This window comes from Paenibacillus athensensis, assembly GCF_004514475.2.
Taxonomy (GTDB): Bacteria; Bacillota; Bacilli; order Paenibacillales; family NBRC-103111; genus Paenibacillus_AL; species Paenibacillus_AL athensensis.
On the sequence record NZ_MYFO02000004.1, the window covers coordinates 511,318 to 536,349 of the forward strand.

Sequence of the window (25,032 nt, forward strand, 5' to 3'; positions counted from 1 at the left end):
TCAAGCCTCCCAGTCGGTTAGCCGGATCGTGGAGAGGAGGCCGGCTTGGCCATGTACAAGCGGAAATATTTTTGACCAAAGCTTTCCAACGTAGCCAGATAGGATAGCAGGGCTGCTGTACCGATAATCAGACCCGTAAGTCCGGAAAGCGTTGTGATGATCAGCAAAATGTATTTCAGTACCCTCAGACTGAAGCCCATTGCAGCCAAGGGGACGACAAAATTGGAGATGGCGACGGCGGCGACGATAATGATCATGATATTGCTGACCAGCCCGGCTTGCGTAGCCGCTTGACCGAGAATCAAGCCGCCGACGGTTGTAGCCGTCGAGCCGATTGACTTGGGCAGCCGAATACTGGCTTCCGTCAGCAGCTCCATCATCACCAGCATGAACAGCACCTCAATGTAGGACGGATAGGGTACCGAGGCCCGGCTCCCGGCAATGGACAACGTAAGCTGAACGCGCAGGAAATCAGGATTGTACGAAGCGATGGCGACATAGACTGAGGCGAGCGTCAGATTGATCGCCAGACCGATATACCGGACGGTGAGCAAAAAGCGGCCGACCCAATACGCTTGCGTCAGGTCCTCCATTGAAGTGAAGAAATCGTAGAAGACGACCGGAACGATCAGCGCAAACGGCGTGCCGTGCAGAACTACGATGATTTTGCCCTGCGATAAATTGAAGGCGATGCGGTCCGGGCGTTCCGTGACCATCATTGTGGGCAGCAGCGAACGATTTTTGCGATTCAGGTGCAGCTCCAGCTGATTGGCTGCCTGGATCATCGGCGCCTTGATTTCCTTGAGCGTACGGCGCAGGGCGTCCAGCACCTGCGGATCGGCCAGATTGGCGTCATAGACAATAGCAATGGGCGTTTGCGAGACGGTGCCGGCTGTCAGGCTTTCGATTTGCAGCGACGGCTGAGGGTAACGCGAGCGCACAAGGAAGAGGTTCGTGTTCAGATCCTCGCTGAGCCCGTTTTTCGGACCTTGCACGACGTTTTCTACATTAGCTTCGGAAATGGAATTGTTCAGCTCGGTGCGCAAATCCAGCAGCAGCACGCGCCCGTCGTAGAGCAATACCGCGTATCCACGGGCAACCGACTCCATAGTCTGCGTCAGCGTCTGGTACGGCTTGAGAAAAGGGAGCGCCTGCAAATAAGCCGTAAATTGGTCCGGCGACTCCATCTTGCTGAACGGAGAAAGGATCAGCTCGTGCAATTTTTGCCCGCTGCACATGCCCTGCAAATAGCCGATGCGCGCATGGGCTTGTGGGGCCTCCAGCTCCTGCCAGACAAAGCCTGAATAGCCGCTGAACTTGATATTGAGAAACTCCGCTACTTCTCGTGTATTGTCCATCGTGGACGTTCTCCTAACGGCGGTGAGGCGTATACGAAGTATTTTGTGGGAAAGCATGCTGTTTTATGCAATCGGGGGTTGTTGACGTGCAGGCTGGTAAGAAAACGTAAATTTGGACATGAATAAAATAAAATCGCACATCGTAACTCTGGCAGCGCTTCCATTATAATGTAGCAAGTGGATGCGCTTTGACGTTTCCTGATTGCCAGACCGCAGACAAGCCGCAAACGGCTAGCGGGCGTCGGCCGTGGCGCCGCCGCCCGCCTGCGCGCTGGCGTCTGCACACGTCATCGCGTTGTCCGACAGCCCCCGTATTCGTATGCACGCGATGCGGGGGCTGTCGGGCGCTGAAAGGAGCTTTTTGTGGAGCGTCGGCTTGGTCCGCCTGTCGGCTAGCCGCATGTGGTCAGAGAGCAGGTCCGCAGCAGCGAAGGACGTTCTGGACAGGTTCTGGGACAAGCAACGCTGCGGCGCCAGAGGCAGGGAGGATGCACGGGTCTGACAGCCGCCTTAGGGCCGGCACTGCACTCCGGGAGTCGCGCGGTGCGGAAGGCAGGTAAAGGGCAGCAGGGACAGGCGTGTCTCTTAATGATGGCGCTTACAAAATAATGAAATCGATTCCAAAAATCGGAGCTTCAGGAAAGGAGGTGAAACGTCGGTCAGCTTGAAGCTGAGACGGAATTTCTGCACGGCTTCATTTTTTAATGAGGACATATCGTCAACAGTTACCCTTAACGACATTTCGAAACGGAGGATGATGGGATGAAGAAGCTTTGGACAATTTACAATCAACCGCTATGGCTGCTCGTAGTGGTCCTTACACTGCTGGCGGGCCAGCTGGCACTGGCGCCGGGCGGTGCAAGCGCAGCTACGAATCTGGCGCAGGGCAAGCCGGTTACGGCTAGCGGACACGCCGACGTTTACAGCGAAGGCAACACAACCGACGGCAACGCCGGGACGTATTGGGAAAGTGTGAATAACGCCTTCCCGCAATGGGTGCGCGTGGACTTGGGCAGCGCGAGCAGCGTTAATCAGGTAGTGCTGAAGCTGCCGAGCGGCTGGGGCACGAGAACGCAAACGCTGTCGGTGCAAGGCAGCACCAACGATTCCACGTACACAACGCTGGCTGGCTCGGCCGGATATACGTTTGATCCGGCGAACGGCAACTCGGTGACGATCAATTTCACCGCAGCCAGCGTGCGTTATGTGAAAATCAATGTGACCGCCAACACAGGCTGGCCGGCGGGCCAATTGTCGGAGCTGGAGGTGTACGGCACTTCAAGCCCAACGCCAACGCCGACGCCGACACCAACAGCCACACCGACGCCAACGCCAAGCTCGGGCCCAACGGGCGTCATTCCGGGTAAAATCGAAGCCGAAGCGTGGACAGCGATGAGCGGGGTGCAGACCGAGACGACGTCTGACACCGGCGGCGGTTTGAACGTAGGCTGGATCGATAGCGGGGACTGGATGGATTATGGCGTGAATGTACAAACGGCCGGCGCGTACACGGTTGATTTCCGCGTCGCTTCGCCGAACGGCGGTCAGCAGCTGCAATTGAAAACCGGCGGCGGTACCGTGCTGGCGACCGTCAACGTGCCGAATACGGGCGGCTGGCAAAGCTGGGCGACAGCCAGCGCTACGGTAAACCTGAGCGCAGGGGCGCAAACGCTGCGCGTGGCGGCGGTGACGACGGGCTTCAACGTCAACTGGCTGAATTTTACGAAACAAACGGCCACGCCAACTCCGACGCCAACGGCGACCCCAACCCCAACGGCGACCCCGACGCCAACGCCTTCGGCGAATTTTTTGAAAGCGAACGGTACGGTGCTGCGAAATAATTATGGCTCGGGCGCGGTGGTGAATCTGCACGGAACGAATCTGGGCGGCTGGCTGATGCAAGAGGCGTGGATGTCGCCGATGAACACGGCCGATCAGTTTGCTTTGACCCAGACGTTGACGAATCGTTTTGGCGCTGCGCAGTCGGAAACGCTGCAAAACGGTTTTCAGGATAGCTGGATTCAAGCGAGCGATTTGGACAAAATCAAAAGCTTTGGTCTCAACATGGTGCGCGTGCCGATGTATTGGGAGGATTTCATGAACGCCGACGGCTCGATGAAGCCGGATGCGGTTTCGTTCCGCGAGCTGGACTGGCTGGCGGCGCAAAGCGCGGCGCGCGGTCTTTATATCATTCTTGATTTCCACGGCTTGCCGGGCGGCGATTGTCCGTGGCAGTCCTGCGGCATTTCCAATTCCAACCAGCTATGGGTGAACGGCACCTACCAAAGCCGCGCCGTGCAAATCTGGGAGCGGATCGCCGTCCATTTTAACGGCAATGCAACGATTGCGGGCTACGACTTGCTGAATGAGCCTTTGCTGACCTCGGGGGCGGGTGAATCGGCTGCCCAGGTGCGGCAGAAATACGATTATTACAACCGACTGTACAACGCCGTGCGGGCCAAAGACGCCGATCATTTGATCATCGTCGCTGCGTTTTTTGATTGGGAGCAAGCGCTGGCGCCGTCGACATATGGCTGGACGAACGTCATGTACCAGACGCACCATTACAACATGTCGCAGTATGACGACTGGAATATGACGAACTCGATGATGGATTCGTGGCTCAGTAAAATGGCCCAATATCAGGCTAATTGGAACGTTCCGGTGTATGCCGGCGAGTATTCGTTCGGGCAAAACGATCTGTGGGAAAAATGGCTGACCGGCCTGAACGCGCTGAATGCGTCCTGGTCCAACTGGTCGTACAAGGTGACGGGCGGCGGCAACTGGGGCTTTTATTTCAACAACGGCAGCCCGGTTCCGGACATTTACAACGACAGTGCCGCTACGATTGCGTCCAAATGGACGAAGTTCACAACGGCCTATTTCCAGGAAAATACCGCTTTGAAAAATCTGATTCAGAACTACGCTTCCATACCGGCTCCATCCAGTCTCAAGGCTTCGGCGAACAATACCTTCGTGTCCGCTGACAACTACGGTGCAAATCCGCTTGTCGCCAACCGTACCACGGTCGGGGATTGGGAGCGTTTCAAGGTCGTTGGCAATCCGGACGGAACGGTTTCGCTGCTGTCAATGGCGAACAATAAATACGTCAGCGCCGATCTGAATCAGGGCGGACGGCTAATTGCCGGGGCCAAAGGGGTTATGGCGTGGGAGCGGTTCCGCGTCATCGACCGCGGCAACGGCAAGGTGGCGCTGCAAGCTGTCGCCAACAATAAGTACGTCAGCGCCGATTTAAATCAGGGCGGGGTCCTGTACGCGAACCGCGATACCGTATCCGGCTGGGAGGAATTCGCGCTGGCTGCTGCGCCGTAAGGCTTCTAGCGTGCGCGCAGGGCGCGCTGCGCGACGAGCGCGGGGTAGCGCGGGCGGACGCTGAGCGCGAGTAGCGCGGACTAGCGCGGCGGGCTGAGCGCGTGTTGCCGGCGAGGCATCGTGGCGCGGCGGGCGCGGCCGGCTAACCCCCGAGCCGGCTGCAGCCCCGCCGTGCGGGCCGGTGCGCCCGCACGGCAGCCCGCCGCGCTCGCGCTACGCCGGCGCTCAGCGCCGCGCGGGCCGGTGCGCCCGCACGCGGCGCAGCCTGGCATCCCCACGACCGCAAAGCAAAGACGCTTCCCTCGCCGCCGTCCTAGCGGCGGTTGGGAAGCGTCTTTGGTCGTGGGGATGCCCAAGCGGCCCCTCCGCGCATACAGCGCAGCGTGGAGGGGCCGCTGCTGTCGCCGCCCTGCTCAGGCGGGCGGCGCTGCAGGCGCATCGCCGAAAACAGCGGCGATGGCCTGCGTCTCGCGAATCCGGCCGATTCGCGGAAAAATCACGTCGCGCACATGCGCGTGCTCGGCTTCGCTGAACCCCGTCATCGCATCAATGGCGAAGACGAGCTCATAGCCGAGCTGGAACGCTTCGCGCGCCGTTGTATCGACGCCTAGGCCCGAAGCGATCCCGCAGAGCACGATCGTCTTGATGCCGCGGCGGCGCAGCTGCAAATCGAGGTCGGTGCCGTAGAACGCGCTCCACTGTTTTTTGGTCACCAGATGATCTGTGGCTGTCACTCCGATCTCCGGTACGATCTCGTCCCAGCCGTCGGTCAGTGTCATCGGCGGCAGCGGGTGATCGAGTCGGGGACGCGGCAAATCGCCAAAATCGCTGCTGGTGACGCGAACGAGCGCGACAAAGGAGCCGGCCCGGCGAAACGCTTGCACAAGCTGCGCCGAGCGGCCGATTACTTCCTTGGCCGTGTAGGGAGCGTAGTTATTGCCCAACCAGCCTTGCAAATCGATGACGACAATCGCCGTTGTCGACGGATCGAACAGCGGCTCGGCAGGATCGGCTGGGGTAGGGGCGGAAAATTGGACAGTTGTTGTCATGGCGTTGCACTCCTTTAATTGATCATTATGGCTTCCTTAGTGTATCCGGACAGAACCACGGCAGCGAGAGGGCCGATTATCCTAGGAGATTTGCTCCCTGTTTCAGTAGCCGCAAAGAGGAAAGCCACCAAACCAGCCCGGCAGATTCGGCTGCCGGACAGAAGGCTCCGGTGAGTAGCGCTCCGACGATCCGGTTGCGTTCGATAATTTCGCACATGAAAGCGATAACATTGCACATCGAAGCGAAATAAAGCTTTCGATATAATCAAGGAAAGAAGTGGAAAACACGTTGTTAGTGTGTGGCGCTATGCTGCGTTTCAGCCGTTTGTTGGCGCGTGAGCCAAGCATAGCTCTGCAGCTGCAGGGGCCGGCAAAGATGCCGTCTGATGGGAGACATCGGCGGCTTTTTGCGCTGAGGCCGGTTTATGTCCGCTTCTGAAATCAATTTCATTTCGGCGCAGGGGAGGGATGACGCTCAGGTTTCGTGTTTTCCTATTACAGAAATGGAGGTTTATAAAATGACTTACAAGCTTTTGATGAGAAAAAATCCGTTTATTTTCTGGCTGCTTGCTGTCGCCTTGCTGTTTGGGCAGCTTACCCTGGCTCCAGGCCGGGCAGAGGCGGCGACGAATCTGGCGCTGGGCAAATCGATGACGGCCAGCGGCCACGCCGATGTTTATGGCGAAGGGAATTTGACTGACGGCAATGTCGGCACGTATTGGGAAAGTGTCAATAATGCGTTTCCGCAGTGGGCGCGCGTCGATCTGGGCAGCACCAGCAGCGTCAACCAAATTGTACTGAAGCTGCCGAACGGCTGGGGCGCGCGCACGCAAACGCTGACCGTATCGGGGAGCACGAACGATTCGACATACGCCACGATGGCGGCGTCAGCTGCGTATACGTTTGACCCGGCGAGCGGCAACACGGTCACAATTAGCTTCGCCAGCACGTCCGTCCGCTACGTCAAGGTGACGGTCACTGCCAATACGGGATGGCCGGCGGCGCAACTGTCCGAGCTTGAGGTCTACGGCGCAGCTGTGTCGAAAACCGTTCCGGGCCAAGTGGAAGCCGAAAATTGGGATGCGATGAGCGGCGTGCAAACGGAAGCTACGTCCGATACGGGCGGCGGGCTTAACGTTGGCTGGATCGATGCCGGCGATACGCTGGATTACAATGTGAACGTTCAGGCGGCGGGCACATACACGGTGCAATTCCGCGTCGCTACGCCAAACGGAGGGCAGCAGCTTCAGCTGCGCAGCGGCAGCGGCGCGGTGCTGGCCACAGTGAACGTGCCCAACACCGGCGGCTGGCAAACCTGGACCACGACCAGTGTAAGTGTCTCCCTGAGCGCGGGCGCGCAAACGCTGCGCGTGTACGCAGTGACCACGGGCTTCAACTTGAACTGGCTTAACTTTACGGCAGGAGGGACGGCCACGCCGACAGCCACGCCAACGCCAACGCCGACGGCCACGCCAACGCCAACACCAACGCCAACACCGACGGCCACGCCAACACCAACACCAACACCAACACCAACACCAACACCAACACCAACACCAACACCAACACCAACACCAACACCAACACCAACACCAACACCAACACCAACACCAACACCGACACCAACGGCCACACCAACACCAACGCCAACGTCCTCTCCGGGCGCCAATCTGGCGTTGAATAAGGGAATTACGGCGGGAAGCTATACGCAAATTTATACGGCTGCCAACGCCAATAACGGCAATCAGGCCGATTATTGGGAAGGTGCGGCCAATACGTACCCGAACTGGCTGCGCGTCGATCTTGGCGGCGTCAGCAGCTTGAACAAAGTCGTGCTGAAGCTGCCGACAAACTGGGGTTCGCGCACGCAGACGCTGTCGGTGCAGGCGAGCCTTGACGATGCGAGCTATTCTACCATCGTCAACTCTGCGACCTACACGTTTAGCCCAAGCGCCAATACCGTCACAATCACGTTTGCGTCTGTTAACGCCCGCTACGTCAAACTGAATTTTACAGCCAACAGCGGTGCAACGGGCGGTCAATTATCGGAATTCGAGGTGTACGGGGGAGCGGTTTCTACGCCAACACCAACGCCAACGCCAACGCCAACAACAACCCCATCACCGACACCGACGCCAACGTCGGGAACGCGTTCGGCTTTTGTGCAGACCGCCGGGTCGGAATATGATAGCATGTCCGGCATTCAGCTGGAAGCATCCAGCGAAGGCGGGCAAAACATCGCTTTTATCGATAACGGCGACTACATCCAGTTCAACCATGTTGATTTCGGCTCGGGCGCGTCCTCGGTTAATTTGCGCGTTGCCAGCAATTCGAGCGGCGGCAACATCGAAGTTCGTCTGGACAGCTTGAACGGCACGCTGGCTGGCACCTGTGCTGTTCCGGTTACGGGCGGCTGGCAAAACTGGGTGACACAATCCTGCGGCCTTAACACAGTCAGCGGCGTGCATAGCCTCTATTTGAAATTTACCGGCGGCAGCGGAGCCTTGTTTAACGTCAACTGGTTCAAATTCATTTCCGTGAGCGCCACGCCGACACCTCCGGGCTTTCCTCAGCCGGGCCGTCATACGAAGATTGTGAGCACGAACTATCCGACAACCGATGTTGTGATCGCCGATTATGACGTGATCGGTTACGGCGCTGACAATACCGGCGTCAGTGACTCCACCAGCGCCATCAACGCAGCAATGAACGATTGCTACAGCAACGGCGGCGGCACCGTTTGGCTGCCTGACGGCACCTACAAGGTCACCAGTACCATCAACGTGTATGCCTATTGTACGCTGCGCGGCGATTGGCACGATCCGGACAACGGAGCGGGAGCTTACGGGACGACGATTCGCGCAGAGGTGGCTTCCGGCGACAGCGGGCCGGTCGTTTTCCAAATTGGCGGCAGTGCCGGCGTCAAGGGAGTAACCGTCTATTATCCGAACCAAAATGCCAGTAATCCGGTTCCATATAACTCCACGCTGCTGATTCCGGGCGGGGACTGGATCGGCAGTCAAAATTTCATGATGTCGACGATTGAAAACGTCACGCTGTTGAATTCCTACCGTGGCATCGGCATCAGCGTCAAGCCGGGTGATGTAGGCGCAGGCGGCCATGAGGTCGCGCAGGTCAAAAATATCCGCGCCACCGCGCTTTATCGCGGCGCCGTCGCCTACAACGGCTCCGATGTCGGTACATGGCAGCATGTGAAATTCAGCAACAGCTATTGGGCCAATGCCGGCGCCAGCTTTAACGCGCCCGCTCTGACCACGCTGAACAGCTACACGCGCGCCAACGGCATCGCCTTTACGATTGGCGAGCTGGAATGGGATCAGTTCCAGGATATTTACGCCTCCGACTACAACATTGGCATGAATATCGTCAAAGGTCCGCGCGGCGAGTTCAGCGGCGTACTGTGGGGGGCTACGCTCATTAATACGAACGTGGCCGTCAAGGTTGACGCCATCGATACCCGCTGGGGAGCAGCCTTCCTGCGCAGCACGCTCGCCGGTTCCTCGTATTCGGTGCAAAATAACTCCGGCGGCTATATCAAAGTAGCCGACAGCTCCCTGAGCGGCGCGACAGCCGGCAATGTGCAGGTGTCCAATCCGGGCTCACCGACGTCGTATTCGGAGCCGGTGGTGCCTAAGGTGACGCGCGCTGTTCTGTACGATGTCAGCCAGTCGCCTTACAATGCGCCGTCCGTTTCTTCGCGCGGTCCGTCACTGCCAACCGTCGATGCCACATCGAGCATTCAAAGCGCATTGAACGACGCGGGCAATGCCGGCGGCGGCGTTGTGTACGTGCCGGCAGGCTGGTACAAAATTAGCACGCATCTGACGATTCCGGCCAATGTCGAGCTGCGCGGCGCATCTTCCGTTCCCCAGCGCGACGAGGACGGCTATAGCGCAGGTACAGTGCTGATGGCTTACGAAGGCCATAACACCTCGAATCCCGAGACGGCTACGGCGCTGCTGACACTGAACGGCAACCGGGCCGGCGTCAGCGGTCTGCGCGTCTTTTATCCGAACAACAATCCGGCGAACGGCGTAGTGCCGTATCCGTACATGATTCGCGGCAACGGCAGCAGCACCTATGTCGTGAACATTGGCACAGCAAACGCCTACAACGCTGTCGATTTGAGCACCTATCGAAACGATAATCATTATGTCCATCGCGTCGTTGGCTTGTTCCTCAATAACGGCATCGTAGTTGGCAACAGCACGACCGGCTGGATTGACAACGTGCTGACGAACGGCAATGCTATTACGCGCATCGGTTACAACGTGCCCGGTTGGGTGAGCGGCTCCAATCTGTTCAGTCAGGTCATCGACCCGGTCACGCGGCAAAACGAAAAGCTGATCGTTATTAACGGCGCCAGCAATGAGTGGGTATCCAACGCATTTGCTTATGGAGCGAATCTCGGCTTGTACGTCAAATCGGGTACCGTCAATGCGGTCAATCTCGGCACGGACAATCTGGGTACGGGCGGCTACACCGTCAAGGTAGATAGCGGCACTGCCAAAGTCATGAATATGATGCGTTATAACGGAACCACCTCGACAGGTCCGGTTACGATTTACAATGAAATGCATCTGTAACCGCTTCGCGAGGCTCTGCAGCTGAAGCAGGCTCCAATTGGAAAAGGTATCCCGGCGGTATAGGCCGCGGGATACCTTTTTATATGCATCCAGGAATAAATCGTCCGCGCATTTCACAAACTGCCGGCTTGCGTGAAGCGGAGCGAACCGCGGGACATTGCCGGCACGGTCATTTGATTAAGCGCTTTCATGAAAACGCAGCTTCGCATAACATCAGCCATAACTGAGGTAATAATACACACTCCTTTTCGCCCCTTTTTTCTTTATAATGATAGCAACGGAACAGCTCGTACCGGGCATGATTCCCGCATACAGACATCAAAAGAAAAGAGGCGAGCCATGATGATCAGAAGAAGATGGTTGAGAACATCCGTAATGACCGCAGCCGCGGCGCTCGCCGTTATGACATCGGCAACATCGGCGTTGGCAGGTACCGATATCTATGAGAATCCGAACGGATCGTCCGGCTATAGCGTGACCCCTACATTAATTGGCGCGACCAATCACGGCACGACAGCGAACAACAGGATCGTCGATTTCTGGAATTTTACCAATGACGCCAGCAGCTCGCATTCCATTACGTTTAACGTACTGACTGCAGGTGCGCACGGCGGTTTTACGGTGCTGGATCAGACGGCAAATACGGTCGCCTTCAGCGCGACTTACGGCACAGGCACCCAAACGTATGCGTTGGCGCTCATCCCCGGTCACCAGTATCAGGTGCAAGTGATTCCCTACGGCGGGCCCGGCTATCCGTACACATTTGTTATCAGCTAGCCCCGCAGGCGGTTGCTTGTTTTTGAAGCGTTGTGCGCCAAAAAGCTCGTTTCACCACGCAAAGGTCTTGGGCCATGCGAGTGAAACGAGCTTTTTGCTTAATAAGGGAAATGACGCTTGCGTCATCTCCGCAGGAGCGGGTGGAGGTCCGGCTACATGCTGGCCAGCACCTGATCCAAAGCTTCATAGGTCATCTGCATGCCTTCTTCCATGTTGCTGTGCAGCATGCCGTCACGGTCTGCTGCGCTCATGAAGGTGGAGGTGGCCACCAGTCGGGTCCGGCCGTCGCCGAGGTCGAACAGCTCCGACTTTTGCAACGAGACGTGACCGGGTTCGCCAAGCCCGTCGAATTCGAAGGTTTGAATGGTCATTTCAGGGGTGACGAGATGAAAACTGCCGTGAAAGCTGAATTGCTCTCCATTTGGACCGCTTTGTACGAATTTCCAGGAGCCGCCGTCGCGCGCATCAAGGTGCTCCACACGGTTCGTGTAGCCGGGGCCCGTCCACCAGCGTTCCAGCTTGTCCTTTTGCGTCATGGCAGCAAATACCTTGTCGCGCGGCGCGTTAAACACCCGCTCGACGATAATGTTTTGTCCGGCCGGATCGGCCTTTACCTGTGCTTTATTCGTTGTCATTGTTCGAATCCTCCTCTAAAATGGCGTCCAATAGATCAAATCGGTAATTCCACAGCTGTTCAAATTGCGTCAGGTAGTCGCTTGCATCGCGCAAGGCAACGGGGGAAATGCTGATAATCTGCTCCTTTCCGTTTTTCCGTTTGACAATCAGTTTAGCTTTCTCAAGTACATTCAAATGCTTGGCTACGGCGGCGAACGACATCTCATAGTTGGCGGCGAGCTGGCTGATCGTATGCTGGGCCCGAATCAGCCGCTGCAAAATATCTCTGCGCACCGGATCGGCCAGCGAGCCGAACAAACCGTCTAAGTAAGGATTATATTCAACCATATGGTTTAATATAGGGCGCGCGAAGCGATTTGTCAAGCTGAACCTCATCTGCGATTTACAAAAATAAGCAGGAAATTTTTTAATATTGGAATTATATTTAATTTATATTTTTACATAAATTGAAGGTTGTTGCATGGCAAGTTGGTGGCTTCAAGATTCGTATGGAAGGTTTCATCAAGCCCGTTTCCTGAGGGTTACGCCAATTAATGTCTTACAGATGCAGTGGACGACTGATCTGCTCTGGAGCAACGAGCTGGCAGTACCGTCACGGGAGGTTTATAAATTGGTCGATGAAGCGGAAGATCGTATTCAAGGTGGAATCTCTATCTCGGATGCCGACGACCACATATACATTCATTTATTGGAGGCTGCGCCGCATAATCGATACAGAGGTTGTTTTACCCGCATATTTGTGAATGTAGCTCGTTTATTGATTGCTTTTGCCGGTGGATTGTCGAATATATACGGCTGTGAGGGATTTCTTGCATTAACGCCCAAAACAAATCTTGTTTCGTATTATCGGCAGAAATTTCGGGCTTTTGATCTGCCGCAACGCAAAATGGGCATTGACGGTGTTGTGTCTAATCACTGGATTAAGGATTTACAGACCAACCGCTCAAGGTCACAGTTGGAACGCCGGATCCGAAGGTGCCGTCAGATCGGGACCCGCAAGGCATCTTGACGATCCCTGAAGGTCACACGCCCGAATCGAAAGCAGCAATGTCTGAATATATACGTCAACGCAAGAGCGGCGAAATCGACGCCTTGCGCCCCTAGCATCCGCCTTCCGCGGGTGCTTTTTTTGTTTCTTACAGCAGGCACCGTGCGCCTGCTTGTCTATTCCTTCCCGCAAATCCCGTAAAAAAACAAATGGACCATTCCCTCCAGAAATGCCTCCACGTCGGCGCTTTGCTGCGCCATATTCAGCATCTGCTCGTACTGGTTCATGTAGACGCGCATCAGCGCCAGCACGCTTTCCGCCGAAACGTGTGCGGAGATTTCCCCGTTTTGCTTGCCTTCCTCGATCATCCGCAAGGTTAGCGGTAGGGCCTTACCGGCATATTGCTCTTCCATATAGCGCGCCAGCTCCTGGTCGGCCTGCATCAGCTGCTGGATCAGCCGCGGCGGAAATTCGTGAATCATTTCATTTTTTTTCAGCAAAATGTGGGCGATTTTCTCCTTCAGCGAATGACCTTCATTCATATACGCTTCGAAATTGCGCGTGGCGTCGTCGATGTAGCTTTTGAAAGCTTCGCGCAGCAGCCCTTCCTTGCTGCCGAAGTAATTATAGATCGTAACCTGCGAGACACGGGCCGCTTTGGCGATATCGGCGATGCGCAGGTTTTCGGGACCGGAAGTGCGCAGCAGCTCCAGAGTAGTTGTTTGAATCGTTTCCTTGATTCTATGGGCTCTTTTTTCAAATCCGTTCATGTCCATTCCCCTAACCGTATCAACTTGATGAATAAAGATATGAAATATATATTCATAAATATTTCATAAAATCATTGACGAACTTTATCCGCGGGTATATTATAACATATGAAATATCAAGTATTGAATATTTCATTTTTATTCATTGGAGGTGCCGGCATGCTCACGGTGCATCAGTTGACCAAGCGTTTTTCCAACGGCAAGGGGATTTTCGACATTTCGTTTTCGGTGAACCAAGGCGAGGTATTCGGGTTTCTCGGACCTAATGGGGCAGGCAAGTCGACGACGATCCGGCACATTATGGGTTTTATGAAGCCGGATCACGGCTCCGTGCTGGTCAGCGGGCTGGATACGTGGCGCGAGCAAGGCAAGGTGCAGGCGTGCCTCGGCTATCTCCCGGGAGAGATTGCTTTCATTGAAGGGATGACCGGCCAATCGTTTCTCGATTTTATGGCTGCGATGCAGGGCGTGCGCGATTTGCGCAAGCGCGAGCGGCTGATTGAACGGCTGCAATTCGATGTCCGAACGCCGATACGCAAAATGTCCAAGGGCATGAAGCAAAAGGTCGGCATTGTCGCCGCCTTCATGCACGATCCGGCTGTGATCGTTCTGGACGAACCGACCTCCGGGCTCGACCCGTTGATGCAGAAGGTTTTTATTGAACTGGTGCTGGAGGAAAAAGCCCGCGGTACGACGTTCCTGATGTCTTCGCACAGCTTTCCGGAAATCGAGCGGACGTGCGACCGCGCCGCGATTATTAAAGACGGCCGGCTTGTTGCCGTCAGTGATATGCATGAGCTGCAGTCGCTGCAGCGCAAGCTGTTTGAAGTGACGTTTGAAGATGCTGCCGACGCGCTGCGCTTCGCGGATCATACGGAGCTGGCCATTGATTCGCGAACGGAGCGGAGCGTGCGTGTCGCCGTGCAGGGCAACTACGATGCGTTTGTGCGGGAAACAGCCAAATACAAGGTGCGCAGCATCGATGTGTTCACGCAAAACCTGGAGGACATTTTCATGAATTATTATGACCGCAAGGGGGATATCCGATGAATGCCACGTTGTATGTGCAAATGATGAAGGTGAATTTGAAAGGCTTTCTGAATTACGCGCTTGGCTCGGCTTTCTACATTTTGTTGATGTTCTGGCTGTATCCGAGCATGGCTTCGAATGCCAAGGCGATTGATGAACTGGTGCAGGCGATGCCCGAGGGCGTCGGGCGGGCGTTTGCGCTGAACGGCTTTGACAGTGCCGAAGCGTTCATATCAGGGGAGTATTACGGATTGATTCTCGTATTGATTCTGGCGATAGTGTGCGTGCAGCTGTCGACGCAGCTAATGGCCAAGCTGATCGATCAGGGAGCGATGGCGTATTTGCTGGCGACGCCGACCACACGGGCCAAGGTTGCCGGAACGCAAGCGGCGGTGCTGGTCAGCGGCTTGCTGCTGATTATGACGGTAACGACGCTGGCCGGGCTGGCGGGGGACGCCTGGTTCCTGCACGGGGAGTTTGCGTTCGACACGTCGCGGTTTTTGCAGATGAACGCTGCGGCGTTCCTGTTATTTTTTGCCGTCGGGGGCATCTCGTTTCTGGTGTCGGCCTGTGCGAATGACGAGAAAAAGGCGCGCGGCGTCTCGGGCCTGATTACGTTCGGCTTTTTCAGCCTCGACCTGCTCGGCAAGCTGAGCGAGAAGATCGCCTGGATGCGGGATATTTCGATTTTTTCCTTGTATCGGCCTGCGGAAATTGTCAATGGCACGGGGCGGCTCGCTCCGGCGTTTGCGCTGCTGCTGGCGGTCGGGTTGGCCGCTTTCGCAGCGGCGGTGGTGCTGTTCCGCAAGCGGGATTTGCCGCTATAGCGGATGAAGCAGGTTTTATCGCAGCTGGCGATAAAGCCTGCTTTTTTTATTTAAATCGGATAAGGGGCCAGTTTTGCTTTTCGTGCGGAACCGCTATAATGGAAAAAACGTGATGAAAAGGAAGGTTCCTGTGGACATTTTCATGGCTGTGCTTATGTTGTTGGCTCTTATCGGCATTTCTAACGTCGTGAATCGCATGATTCCGTTCGTCCCGGTACCGTTGATTCAAATTGCGCTCGGCAGCCTGCTGGCCGTTGCGCCGCTCGGGCTGCATTTGCCGCTGGAGCCGGAGCTGTTTTTCGTTCTGTTCATTGCTCCGCTGCTGTACAACGACGGCAAGCATACGCCGCGGGACGAGCTGTGGCGGCTGCGCGCGCCGATCCTGCTGCTGGCGGTCGGTCTGGTCTTCGTCACGGTATTTGTGGTCGGCTATGCGATCCACTGGCTGATTCCGTCGATTCCGCTGCCGGCGGCGTTTGGATTGGCTGCCATTTTGTCGCCTACCGATGCCGTTGCAGTCAGCTCGCTGGCCGGACGGATTCATCTGCCGCGCAGTCTGAAGCGTCTGCTCGAAGGTGAGGCCTTGATGAACGACGCTTCAGGTCTTGTTGCCTTTAAATTTGCCATTGCCGCGGCGGTGACCGGCGTATTCTCGCTGCCGCAGGCGTCCTGGAGCTTTGTGCTGATTTCCGTCGGCGGCTTGCTAATCGGCGCGGTGCTTGCGCTGCTGATTACGAGCCTGCGGGCGCTGCTCCGGCGCTTTGGCATGGAGGATGAGACGATGCATATGCTGCTGCAGATTTTAACTCCGTTCATTCTGTACTTAATTGCCGAGGAGCTTGGCATGTCCGGCATCCTTGCAGCCGTCGCCGGCGGCATCGTGCATGCGATTGAAAGCGATCGCTGGGGAATGGCGACGCCCAAGCTGCAGGCGATGTCGACGAACACGTGGTCTGTTATCCTTTTCGTGCTGAACGGGCTGGTATTTGTGATTCTTGGTCTGCAAATTCCCGATGTGTCGCGGACGATTTTGTCCGATCCCCACTTCAACAACATTGAGGTGCTCGGTTATGCCGCTGCGATTTTTGCAATGCTGATGGCGCTGCGTTTCCTCTGGTCGCTGGTGTTTACCCGCGGGGGCCGGCTGTTCGGCCGGGAGCGGCGCGAACGGACAAGCCTGAAAATTTTGTTGATGGCTTCGATTTCCGGCGTGCGCGGCGCGGTGACGCTGGCTGGCGCCTTTTCGATCCCGCTTGTGCTGGAGGGCGGCGGCTTGTTCCCGGAGCGCAATCTGATTATTTTTCTCGCGGCGGCGGTGATTTTAATGTCGTTGCTGACGGCCAGCGTCTTTCTGCCGATGTTGTCTCGGCGCAAGCAGACGGGCGGTGAAGCGGAGAAGCTGCGCGTGCAGCGCAAGGTGCAGGTTCAGGTGATGGAAGCGGCTGTAAACGCTGTGTACCGGCAATCGGAGCCGGAGAACGAAGGAGCGGTTTCGGCGGTCGTCGACGACTACAAGCGCTGGATGCAGCAAATCGACACGAACCATGCAGCGCGCGACACCCGGCGGCGCGGCTTCCGCGGCTATTGCGAGAAGGAGACCGGCCTGCGTTTGATGGCGCTGGGCGCAGAGCGCGACTGCGTGCGCGGGCTGCTCGACAAAGGCGAAATCAACCGCGAGATGGCCAGTCAATTCGCCTATACGCTGGACCAGATCGAGCTGGTGCTGGCCAACCGCGTCCATGTCTGGATCGTCTTCGTTAAAGCGTTGTGGCACCGTTTGCGCGCGAACTTCGGCAAAGGCCCGCTGCAGGCGATGAGCAAGATGTCCGGCTCCGACTTTGATCGGCTGCGCAAGGTGAAGATTGAAAGCTGCAACGCCGCTATCGCCGTGCTGACCCGTCAGTGCTGTCAAGACAATGAAACAGAGACCAATCGTCTGGTTATGCACTATAAAAATATCGTCGAACGCCTGCAGCGCTTCGTTCCGGGGGATAGCCGCCGAACCGAGCGTTTCGACGAGCAGAAAAAGGAGCTGCACGGCGTGGCGATTCAAGCCGAACGCAACGAGGTGCAAAGCTTATATGAGAAAGGCGCGATTACGCGCGATTTGGCCGGCGAGCTGCGGCGGATGATCGGGCTGCGCGAAGCGCAAATGCTGGAGCAAGGCGAGCTGGCATAAACGCGGGTTGCCCATTGGCAGAAAAAAAGAATGGAACCGGAAGCGTGGTTTCACGTAGAATTGAAAGATAGAGAAGTTACGATGGACGTGATTCGGGAGATGATCTTATGGCGCGGTGCACGAACAAAAACCATAAGGCCGGCTGGTTCGAGGGCTTTTTTGGTGAGTTGCTGATCGAGGGCTTGCTGCAGGGCTTGGGCCGCTTGCTGGCTGCGGCGCTGCGGCTGCTTACCCACTGGCACTAGGGAGTTACGCAGAAAGAGACAACAAGAAAAGGAGGCAGGCCGTATGGAAATCAGCGCAGATGTGTCGTTTATCGTTTTGCTGCTCGGTTTGGGCGGCCTGCTGCTCGGATGCGGTTTGGGCTGGGTTGCGAGCGGTCGGCCGTTGCTGCCTGGGACAGAAGTTGCAATGGATCTGTTGCCGCCCAAGCGCGGAAGCTCAGGCATTGAACGCCGCCGTGCCGACGAACTGCACTGGATTCGCCGCAAGCTGCCCGGACGTCGCAGCGGCCGAAGCGGACAGGATGAACCGTCTTCCTCTTATTGTGTGACTTGACCAAGTTCACCAATAAGAGGAGGAATCCGGTTCATGAGTTCAATTTTACAGCCTGTTACCGATGTGCTGCATGCGGCGCTTGTCGGCTTATATCATCTTTCTTTGGATTGGGGCGTTGCCCTGATTGTACTGACGATGGCCTTGCGTTCTGTGTTGTTTATTTTTAATTTGCGAACGGCCCGCCAGCAGATGCGTCAGCTGAGCATGCGCCCGGAGCTGGAGCGGCTGCGCACTGCTCATCAGGGCGATCATGCGGCGTTGCTGCAAGAAACGGCCAAGCTTTACGGCAAATACGGCGTCAAGCCGATGTCGATGCTCACAACCGCGCTCATCCAGGCACCGCTGTTTCTCGGGATGTACCGTTTGTTCGCGCAAAGCGGCTCGGCGATGACCAGCCATCTGATTCCTTGGGTCGCCACGCTGGGTCAATTCGATCCGCTGCACATCATTCCCGTGGCGTATGCGCTGATTACGCTCGCCAGTATGCTGATGCCGCTCGTGCCGGACATGGCCGTCGCCGGTTCCACGCTGCAGCGCTTGGGTCTGCCGCTGGTGATGTGGAGCGCTCCGGTCGCGGTCGGCATGTACAGCGCCACGAACGCGTTGTTCGCTATCGCAGAGCGCGGCTTCTACCGGACGCCGCTTGGCCGCAAATGGCTGCTGCAGGGCATGCCTGCCGCTTCGGCCGGTTGAGAATTTGCCGGAGGAGATTATGCCCGCGACTGCGGTCGTGGACGCACCGGCCAAGCCGAAAAGCCCGCCGCTTCTGTCATCTTTGAATGACGGAGGCGGCGGGCTTTTCCATAGGCTTGCTTAGTCAAGCCAACCCGCAAGCTTTAAAATCTGGCAAATAAATTCGCTTTTTGCCATGATTTCTATCCCGAATGTCACGGCTGCAGCCTTTCGGCCAGCGTGCGTAGCTTCGCTTCCATCGAACCGGGAATCCCTTCATGGCCGAAATAGCGGTGAACGGAGATGTCCTTGGAGCAGGTCAAATGATTGTAAACGGCAAAAACCGTTGACGGCGGCGTAATATCGTCGACCAGACCGATGCTGATCCAGGTATGGCAGGTGATTCGCGGCGCCAGATTCATGATGTCGACATAGCTGAGCGTTCGCCGGGCTTGCGCCTCCAGCTCGACGCCGCTGTTGCGCCGGAAAAATTCGTTCAGCTCATGGTACGGCCCGTTCGGGGCTATATCGACGGCCCGCTCGAAATGCGACAGATACGGATAATCGGCACAAGCAACGAGAGGCAGGTCGGATAAAGCGGCAGCCGCCAGCGCCAGCGCTCCGCCCTGACTGCCGCCAACGACGCCAATGCGCGCCGGATCGACGGCGTTCAGCGAAGCGAGCGCTTCGACGGCGCGTACGGCGTCCATATAAACGGCACGGTAATAATATTCCTCGGGCTGCAGGATGCCCTTGGTCATCCAGCCCGCCGCATGTCCGTTGGAGGATGCGATATTGTCAACGCTGCCCCCATGCTGGCCGCGAACGAACATTTGCAGGCTGGCATAGCCGTGCAGCGCCCAATTGACCGTATCGTGCAAATTGCCTTCGAACGCCCAGTTGTAGCCGTGGAACAGCACGAGGCCGGGAAACGGGCCGTCACCGGCCGGCAGCGCCAGCCAGCCTTCGATGCAGGCATGGGCAAAGCCGGCGTATCGCATCCGGTACACGCGCGCTCCTTTGACCGGATAGGCATACGGTTCAAGCTCGATTTCCAGCGGCACTGCCCGCAGCTGCGCGAGCGCCTTGTCCCAATAATCGCCGAAATCCGGCTGCCGCGTCAGCGCCGGACGGTAGACCCGCAGCTGCTCCAGCGGCAGGTCGTACGGTTGATTCGCCATAGTTTGCCTTCTTTCTAAAAACGTTTTCTGCTCGGGTTTGCACCTCCCATCTTATCATGAAAAACGGCAACGCGGCAGATGGGATTCGGGAAAGAGGTTGAAACTTCGCCCCGCCCCGTTATAATCGAAGTAAGGGGGGATCGCGATGCTTTTGACCAACGAGCAAAAGCGGCTGGTGCTGGAAGTGCTGCGCAAGGAAAAACGGCGGCTATTCTCCAGGCACAAAGGCAAGCTGCTCGATCGAACGATTGCCGATCTCGCGCAGATGCTGCGCAACGAGGCGGTCAACGACACCAACAGGCGCAGCTGAAAGGGGGGCCCGATGCCCGAAGACTGGAATTTGTTCGAGCGCAAGCTGGGCGGCGAGACGATGATGATTTTTATGAACACCGCGCTGAAGGACCGGGCGCCGATCGCCGGATTTTCACAGATGATCGCCGTTGTGTTCAACATGTACAGTCTCTGGGACGCCTGCGGCCACTCCAGCAAAAGCGCGCAGGAGCTGTTCTACAAGCTGGAGGAGCGGTTGATGCGCCGTTCGAAGGAAGCCGATCTTGCCGTCTATGCCGGAAGGATTTCATTGGACAGCCGTATGGAGCTGATTTTTTATGCCCGTGAGGGCGAGGAGCTGGAGGAGCGCCTGCAGGCGGTTATGGCCGACTTTCCGCAATTCCGCTGGTACACGTCGGCGCGCGAGGACGAAGCGTGGAGCTTTTATTTGCAGGACATGTACCCGTCGCGGCTGGAGGAGCAGTGGATGCGCAATGCGAAAATCGCTTTCGCGCTGCATCGCCACGGCGACAGGGCCGATGTGGTTCGCGAGGTCGAACACTGGCTGCATTTTGCCGAAGCCGACCAGCGCGATGAAGCAGCCAATCGGGCGCTTGCCACGGGCTATGAAGTAAGCGCCTCCACCATGGACGCCTCCCGTTCGGCGATGCCCTATGTGCTGCAGCTGACCAAGCGGCACGCTCTCGATCTGGCGACGGTGAATGAAGTGACGAAGGAGCTGTATACGCTGGCTGCGGAAGCGGGCGGCGCCTACGACGGCTGGGGCACGCGACTCAAGCTGCGGCGTCTGGCTCGAATGCGCAACATGCTTCGGCTCTGGTGGGCCCGCAAAGTGGTGCGAGCGGGCGTCGTGGCGCTGTTGGCGACGATTGCCGGATTTGTCGTATGGTTTCTTACATGATTACCGTGTATAATACATAGTATAGATTGTACTATTTTATGTGAAAAAGGGGATGAGTGTTCATGCAAAGAACGGTCACTGCGGCTGCTCAAGGCAGCTTCGCTCATGTACTGCAAACGTTCGCCATTTCGCTGCTCGTTTCGTTTCTCGGGACGCTGATCGGGGCGATGGTCATTCCGGCATCGCTGGTCATGCTGTTCGTAGTTGCCGAAGTGGTTATGCTGATTGCGGCGGTTGTCGTACGGATGCGCGGCAAGCACATCGGTTACGGTTTTCTTTATTCATTTACAGCGATCACCGGGGTGACGTTGTATCCGGTCATCATGGCGTACGGCAGCCAAATCGGCGCGAACGTCGTTTCTGGCGCGTTTCTGGCAACGACGCTCATTTTTGGCGGATTGGCCTTTTATGCGCATCGCTCGCAGCGTGATTTCAGCTATCTGGGCGGCTTCTTGTTTGCAGCGACGATTGGTCTGGTCGTAATGGGCTTATTGTCCATGTTCGTCAGCTTCGGCTCGACCATGACAATTGTCTGGTCGATGATCGGTATTCTGATTTTCAGCGGCTGGGTGCTGTATGACGTATCCCAATACCGCGAAGGCGTCGAGCCGCAGGAAGTGCCGCTCGCTGCGCTGAATATTTTTCTGGACTTTATCAACCTGTTCTTGTATATTCTGCGTTTCCTCGCCGCGATTCTAGGGGGCAACCGCAACTAGGCCCTTTTGACCGAAACCGCAATGTTGGAAATGAAACGGGAGGACCGTTCGAGCCGCCGAGTTGGCGTTCGGACGGTCCTTTTGCGAGCCAAAGAAGCTTGCGCTTATGCCTCAAAATAAGTCTCATCACCGCGAAACGTCCGGTTAATTTCCAGCAGTGTATGCATCACCTGCATCAGCTCGGCATGGCTCAACCGAATGGCCGTACCCGGGGTTTCCACAGCTCCGGCCTCCTGCAGCTTAACCTCGACGACTTGGCTCAACGCTTCCATTTGAATCTCCAGACGGTTTGTTTTCAGCATGCTCTTCCACATAGTGCCCATCTCCTTTCCAGTTCCGGTACTCTAGTATATGCAGAAAAAAAAAGATTAGAAGCTTGATAGCTTCTAATCTTCTCGCGGCTGTGGGACCGGCTACCGGCCCCGGTGCTTTTCCTTCGCTTTCTGACGGGCGAGCTCGCGCTTGCGCACTGCAGCGGCTTCCTTCTGCTCGCGGGAAAGCGAGCGGTGCTCCCGTTTGCGTTCGGCCAGCTCCAACTGCAGGGCTTGCTGCGCCAGTGTTGAGACGCCGCGCTGCTGGAGCTCGCGCGCTGTTTGTCGCGCCAGCCGTTTGGGGCTGATGCGACGCTCGGGTTGCATAGCCGCTTCCGCAGATTGCCGGACACGCCCGAACCACTCGAGCAAGCGATGCTGGACGAAATCCATCACTTCGCCGTCCTGCGGCTCTGCGCCGAACACATAACGCGCGGCACGCAACCGGCCTTCCGACATTTCCTCGATCACCCCGACCCAAAACGGATCTTCAAAAAACACCGTTAATTTCATCTGGTCATCCCCTCAAGAAAGCTTCTGGCGACGGACATCCCGAGGGGGGAAGGATACGACACGAAGCCGGGGGCTCCGTGCATCCGGACTACCAACCGGACCGTGTTTTTACGCTATCTTCATTATAAAATCGCCGCTCGCCGCTGACAATATGGCTTTGCCGAAAAAGGCACGAATTGCTGCACCCGCACATACAATTTAAAGTACCTATGCGGCAAAGGGGAGTGAGCCGATGGCAGCTTGCAATACGTGGAGTTACAAAGGAGTCACCGCTACCGTGTTCAGGGCGCTGCAAAGCGCCGGGAAAAAGCAAGGCTTTTCGATTCCGAGCGCAGCGACGGGGAAATTCGCGATTACGGTAGCCGGAATGAACGTGGGCTTTCAGTATGCCTGGGATCAAGGCAGCAGTACGCTGCTGCTGCAATGCGTAACCAAGCCGATGCTGCTTGGCTGCGGAACAATCAAGTCGTTTGCCGACAAAATCGTGGCCGAAAGCGGCGGACAGCCGGGTTAGACGGGGCTGCACGCAGCTGGTCTGAGCTCGCCGGAGGCTGGCGTGCAGACGGCCAGCCCTGCGCTCCGGGAGTTGTACGCGGTTGGCGCTATTTCTTTCTGTTTAGTCCGCTGCGGAGCTGGCTACACTAGGAAGGAAGGGCGGTGACCACAAGCTGATGTCCAAGGGCGATGAAATCGTTAAGCTGATTGCCGAGCGGCTGCTCACGTATCTGGAGACGCCCCGCGAGGAGCGGCACCAAGCGCGCGTCAGCCACCGCGAGCAGCGCGAAACGTGGCAGACGCGCTGGTTCGGGCAGCTGCCGCTGGCAGCGCGCATGCTGCTGGGACAAACGCGCGGCAAAAAAGGAACACCTCCAAACGGCGGCTGAAGGCCGGTCGAAGGAGGTGTTCCTTTTTGTCAGGCGTGCGAATGCAAGGGTCGTCGGTGCAAGATTTGCGTGCGACTGCGCAGCCCTGAGTGTGAAGCGCGCGGATGTAAGCATGCCGCCCGCAGCTTGAGCGGCGGCAGTTGCGGTTGGTATTTATACCGGGCAAGTAGTCGGGCGATATCAAGGATAAAAGCCGCCTTTGGCCAGCGCGTCTTGCAGCGGGATATACCGCGGACCGAGCTGGTCGAGCACCAAGTAAGGCTCGTTCGTTCCGGTTTTGCGGTAGCCGGTGACCGCCAGCGGCACTGTTACGCCGCCGTGATACAGCTCGGCGACATAGGTCAGCCGGGGATGACTGTTCAGTGCGGCTTTCAGCTCCGGCAGGCTCCCGATGTGCAGCGGCTTGCCTTCGATCCAGGGCATTCGATCGTAGGGATCAAACGTTGGCAGCAGTCGTTCATCGACGGCGCCGTCGGGCTGTGTAGCTTGCGGCGCGTCTGTGGCTGTTTCGGCGGTTGGTTCGGCCGTCAGCGGCAGCAGCTCGCCGGTTTTGGCGTCGAGGAAGTAGGTCATCTCGCCGATGCCGATTTTCCACAATGCCGACAAAGCATGATAATACAAACGTTGTTTGTCGATCGATTTGTCGTTGATGAATCCCGCCAATGAGGCGTTGCGGGGAATGAGTTCCTGCTGCACCAAAGAGCGGTACAGCGTGGCGTAGCTGAACAGCGGGCTGTCGCCGCTGCCGTATTCGGTCAGGCGGTAGCCGCCGTTTTCTGCAGCGTGGACGACCATGTAGCCGACTTCTTTGCCTTCATTATATAGCAGCACGATCCAGCCGTGCGTGCCGGGGCCAAGGGGATAGCTGTTCCAGATCGCCTTGGCCCAATTCTCGAAGCCGCGCTCTTGCGATAACGCGGCTTTCCAGCCCTCGACGACGCTGTCGAGCGTCGTCGTTGCGGGCTCGCCCGCGCTGGCTTGCGCGGCGCGGGCCCCTACGGCAGCGCTGCCTGCGGGCGCTGCCGGTTCCGCCGCCTGCACAGAGGCGGCGGTTTGTACGGCGGCGCTGCGCCCGGGCGCCGCCGCCGTGAACGCAGCCGTCTGCAGCGGCTGCGGCTGGTCTGCGCGCGCTGCCGCCGTCTGCGGCGCGCGCGCGCTGGCGCCGCCCGGCGTTGCCGGGGCGGCGGGACCTGCGGCCGCCGGCCGCTGGCCCGTGTCCGGGTTCGGCCACGACCCGGCTTGCGGGCGGCCGGAGGCCGGGGGCTGCGCGGTATCCGCGGCTTCGGCGGCTTGGGCCGAAGCCGGGGCCAGCAGCGCAGCCAGCGGGCTTGTCCCGTGCCGTCCATTGTTCGGCACGGGGAGGTTGTACGACGCCATCCCGCAGAGGGCGGCGCCTATGACACAAGCCGCAATCCAGGCTTGTCTTCGATTCATCGCAATCACCTGCCAACC

At 57.4% G+C, this 25,032-nt stretch carries 24 protein-coding genes; 15 read left to right on the top strand and 9 right to left on the bottom strand.

The features are described 5' to 3' along the window. Window positions 1–17: 17 nt before the first annotated feature. Entirely contained in the window at window positions 18–1,358 is a 1,341-nt protein-coding gene (locus tag B5M42_RS10445) for a spore germination protein (RefSeq protein WP_167689843.1), read from the bottom strand. A gap of 762 nt (window positions 1,359–2,120) precedes the next feature. Here B5M42_RS10445 and B5M42_RS25300 point away from each other — a divergent pair. Then, the gene (locus tag B5M42_RS25300) at window positions 2,121–4,691 is read left to right on the top strand and encodes a carbohydrate-binding protein (RefSeq protein WP_134752430.1); all 2,571 of its coding nucleotides are present in this window, start codon (window positions 2,121–2,123) and stop codon (window positions 4,689–4,691) included. A gap of 413 nt (window positions 4,692–5,104) precedes the next feature. On the opposite strand, the gene B5M42_RS10460 is transcribed toward B5M42_RS25300, so the two are convergent. Next, window positions 5,105–5,740 (bottom strand): isochorismatase family protein, encoded by a 636-nt coding sequence (locus B5M42_RS10460; RefSeq protein WP_134757822.1) that lies wholly within the window; start codon window positions 5,738–5,740, stop codon window positions 5,105–5,107. 518 nt (window positions 5,741–6,258) lie between these two features. Between B5M42_RS10460 and B5M42_RS10465 the strand changes: the two genes are divergently transcribed. Together B5M42_RS10465 and B5M42_RS10470 are read left to right on the top strand one after the other, a co-directional pair. Beyond that, window positions 6,259–10,347 carry a carbohydrate-binding protein gene (locus tag B5M42_RS10465; protein WP_230632836.1) on the top strand — a complete coding sequence of 1,363 codons (4,089 nt, stop codon included), beginning with the start codon at window positions 6,259–6,261 and terminating at the stop codon, window positions 10,345–10,347. Between the two features lie 360 nt (window positions 10,348–10,707). Then, window positions 10,708–11,124 (top strand): hypothetical protein, encoded by a 417-nt coding sequence (locus B5M42_RS10470; protein ID WP_134757492.1) that lies wholly within the window; start codon window positions 10,708–10,710, stop codon window positions 11,122–11,124. 152 nt (window positions 11,125–11,276) lie between these two features. Here B5M42_RS10470 and B5M42_RS10475 read toward each other — a convergent pair whose 3' ends face one another. Together B5M42_RS10475 and B5M42_RS10480 are read right to left on the bottom strand one after the other, a co-directional pair. Continuing rightward, window positions 11,277–11,759: an SRPBCC family protein gene (locus tag B5M42_RS10475; RefSeq protein ID WP_134757494.1), complete on the bottom strand. Its 483-nt coding sequence runs from the start codon at window positions 11,757–11,759 to the stop codon at window positions 11,277–11,279. Then, complete coding sequence (locus B5M42_RS10480) at window positions 11,746–12,123, bottom strand: ArsR/SmtB family transcription factor (protein WP_209280805.1); 378 nt, start codon at window positions 12,121–12,123, stop codon at window positions 11,746–11,748. Before B5M42_RS10480 ends, B5M42_RS10475 begins: the two co-directional genes overlap by 14 nt. Before the next feature lie 97 nt (window positions 12,124–12,220). Here B5M42_RS10480 and B5M42_RS10485 point away from each other — a divergent pair, with 97 nt between their 5' ends. Beyond that, window positions 12,221–12,769, top strand: coding sequence for a hypothetical protein (locus B5M42_RS10485; RefSeq protein WP_134757496.1), 549 nt, complete (start codon window positions 12,221–12,223; stop codon window positions 12,767–12,769). 155 nt (window positions 12,770–12,924) lie between these two features. Here the strand turns inward: B5M42_RS10485 and B5M42_RS10490 are convergent, their stop codons facing one another. After that, window positions 12,925–13,518 (bottom strand): TetR/AcrR family transcriptional regulator, encoded by a 594-nt coding sequence (locus tag B5M42_RS10490; protein ID WP_167690340.1) that lies wholly within the window; start codon window positions 13,516–13,518, stop codon window positions 12,925–12,927. 159 nt (window positions 13,519–13,677) lie between these two features. On the opposite strand from B5M42_RS10490, the gene B5M42_RS10495 reads away from it, so the two are divergent. The 6 genes from B5M42_RS10495 to B5M42_RS10520 all read left to right on the top strand — a co-directional run bounded on the left by B5M42_RS10495 (window position 13,678) and on the right by B5M42_RS10520 (window position 18,804). Then, on the top strand, window positions 13,678–14,568 hold the full coding sequence (locus B5M42_RS10495) for an ABC transporter ATP-binding protein (RefSeq protein ID WP_134757500.1): 891 nt from the start codon (window positions 13,678–13,680) through the stop codon (window positions 14,566–14,568). Next, window positions 14,565–15,374 carry an ABC transporter permease subunit gene (locus B5M42_RS10500; protein WP_134757501.1) on the top strand — a complete coding sequence of 270 codons (810 nt, stop codon included), beginning with the start codon at window positions 14,565–14,567 and terminating at the stop codon, window positions 15,372–15,374. The genes B5M42_RS10495 and B5M42_RS10500 overlap by 4 nt, the downstream gene beginning before the upstream one ends. A 130-nt stretch (window positions 15,375–15,504) precedes the next feature. Next, window positions 15,505–17,553 (top strand): Na+/H+ antiporter, encoded by a 2,049-nt coding sequence (locus B5M42_RS10505; protein ID WP_134757503.1) that lies wholly within the window; start codon window positions 15,505–15,507, stop codon window positions 17,551–17,553. Window positions 17,554–17,660: 107 nt separating this feature from the next. Then, entirely contained in the window at window positions 17,661–17,798 is a 138-nt protein-coding gene (locus tag B5M42_RS10510; RefSeq protein WP_167690342.1) for a hypothetical protein, read from the top strand. Between the two features lie 43 nt (window positions 17,799–17,841). Further along, window positions 17,842–18,111: a hypothetical protein gene (locus tag B5M42_RS10515; RefSeq protein WP_134757505.1), complete on the top strand. Its 270-nt coding sequence runs from the start codon at window positions 17,842–17,844 to the stop codon at window positions 18,109–18,111. A 33-nt stretch (window positions 18,112–18,144) separates the two neighbouring features. Then, a complete protein-coding gene (locus B5M42_RS10520) occupies window positions 18,145–18,804 on the top strand; it encodes a YidC/Oxa1 family membrane protein insertase (protein ID WP_134757507.1) in 660 nt (219 codons plus the stop codon). A 194-nt stretch (window positions 18,805–18,998) separates the two neighbouring features. On the opposite strand, the gene B5M42_RS10525 is transcribed toward B5M42_RS10520, so the two are convergent. After that, window positions 18,999–19,964, bottom strand: a complete 966-nt coding sequence (locus B5M42_RS10525) for an acetylxylan esterase (RefSeq protein ID WP_134757509.1) — start codon at window positions 19,962–19,964, stop codon at window positions 18,999–19,001. Between the two features lie 145 nt (window positions 19,965–20,109). On the opposite strand from B5M42_RS10525, the gene B5M42_RS10530 reads away from it, so the two are divergent. The 3 genes from B5M42_RS10530 to B5M42_RS10540 all read left to right on the top strand — a co-directional run bounded on the left by B5M42_RS10530 (window position 20,110) and on the right by B5M42_RS10540 (window position 21,872). After that, window positions 20,110–20,274 (top strand): hypothetical protein, encoded by a 165-nt coding sequence (locus B5M42_RS10530; RefSeq protein WP_167690345.1) that lies wholly within the window; start codon window positions 20,110–20,112, stop codon window positions 20,272–20,274. Between the two features lie 12 nt (window positions 20,275–20,286). Next, window positions 20,287–21,156, top strand: a complete 870-nt coding sequence (locus tag B5M42_RS10535) for a DUF695 domain-containing protein (protein WP_134757511.1) — start codon at window positions 20,287–20,289, stop codon at window positions 21,154–21,156. Window positions 21,157–21,218: 62 nt separating this feature from the next. Continuing rightward, window positions 21,219–21,872 (top strand): Bax inhibitor-1/YccA family protein, encoded by a 654-nt coding sequence (locus B5M42_RS10540; RefSeq protein ID WP_134757513.1) that lies wholly within the window; start codon window positions 21,219–21,221, stop codon window positions 21,870–21,872. Between the two features lie 104 nt (window positions 21,873–21,976). On the opposite strand, the gene B5M42_RS10545 is transcribed toward B5M42_RS10540, so the two are convergent. Together B5M42_RS10545 and B5M42_RS10550 are read right to left on the bottom strand one after the other, a co-directional pair. Then, the gene (locus B5M42_RS10545) at window positions 21,977–22,186 is read right to left on the bottom strand and encodes a hypothetical protein (RefSeq protein ID WP_134757514.1); all 210 of its coding nucleotides are present in this window, start codon (window positions 22,184–22,186) and stop codon (window positions 21,977–21,979) included. A 99-nt stretch (window positions 22,187–22,285) separates the two neighbouring features. Beyond that, a complete protein-coding gene (locus B5M42_RS10550; RefSeq protein ID WP_134757516.1) occupies window positions 22,286–22,696 on the bottom strand; it encodes a YjdF family protein in 411 nt (136 codons plus the stop codon). Window positions 22,697–22,928: 232 nt separating this feature from the next. Here B5M42_RS10550 and B5M42_RS10555 point away from each other — a divergent pair, with 232 nt between their 5' ends. Continuing rightward, window positions 22,929–23,210, top strand: a complete 282-nt coding sequence (locus B5M42_RS10555; RefSeq protein WP_134757518.1) for a hypothetical protein — start codon at window positions 22,929–22,931, stop codon at window positions 23,208–23,210. Window positions 23,211–23,367: 157 nt separating this feature from the next. Then, the gene (locus tag B5M42_RS10560) at window positions 23,368–23,580 is read left to right on the top strand and encodes a YqzE family protein (RefSeq protein WP_134757520.1); all 213 of its coding nucleotides are present in this window, start codon (window positions 23,368–23,370) and stop codon (window positions 23,578–23,580) included. 180 nt (window positions 23,581–23,760) lie between these two features. Here the strand turns inward: B5M42_RS10560 and B5M42_RS10565 are convergent, their stop codons facing one another. Next, window positions 23,761–25,014 carry a hypothetical protein gene (locus tag B5M42_RS10565; RefSeq protein ID WP_230632837.1) on the bottom strand — a complete coding sequence of 418 codons (1,254 nt, stop codon included), beginning with the start codon at window positions 25,012–25,014 and terminating at the stop codon, window positions 23,761–23,763. Window positions 25,015–25,032: the final 18 nt, after the last annotated feature.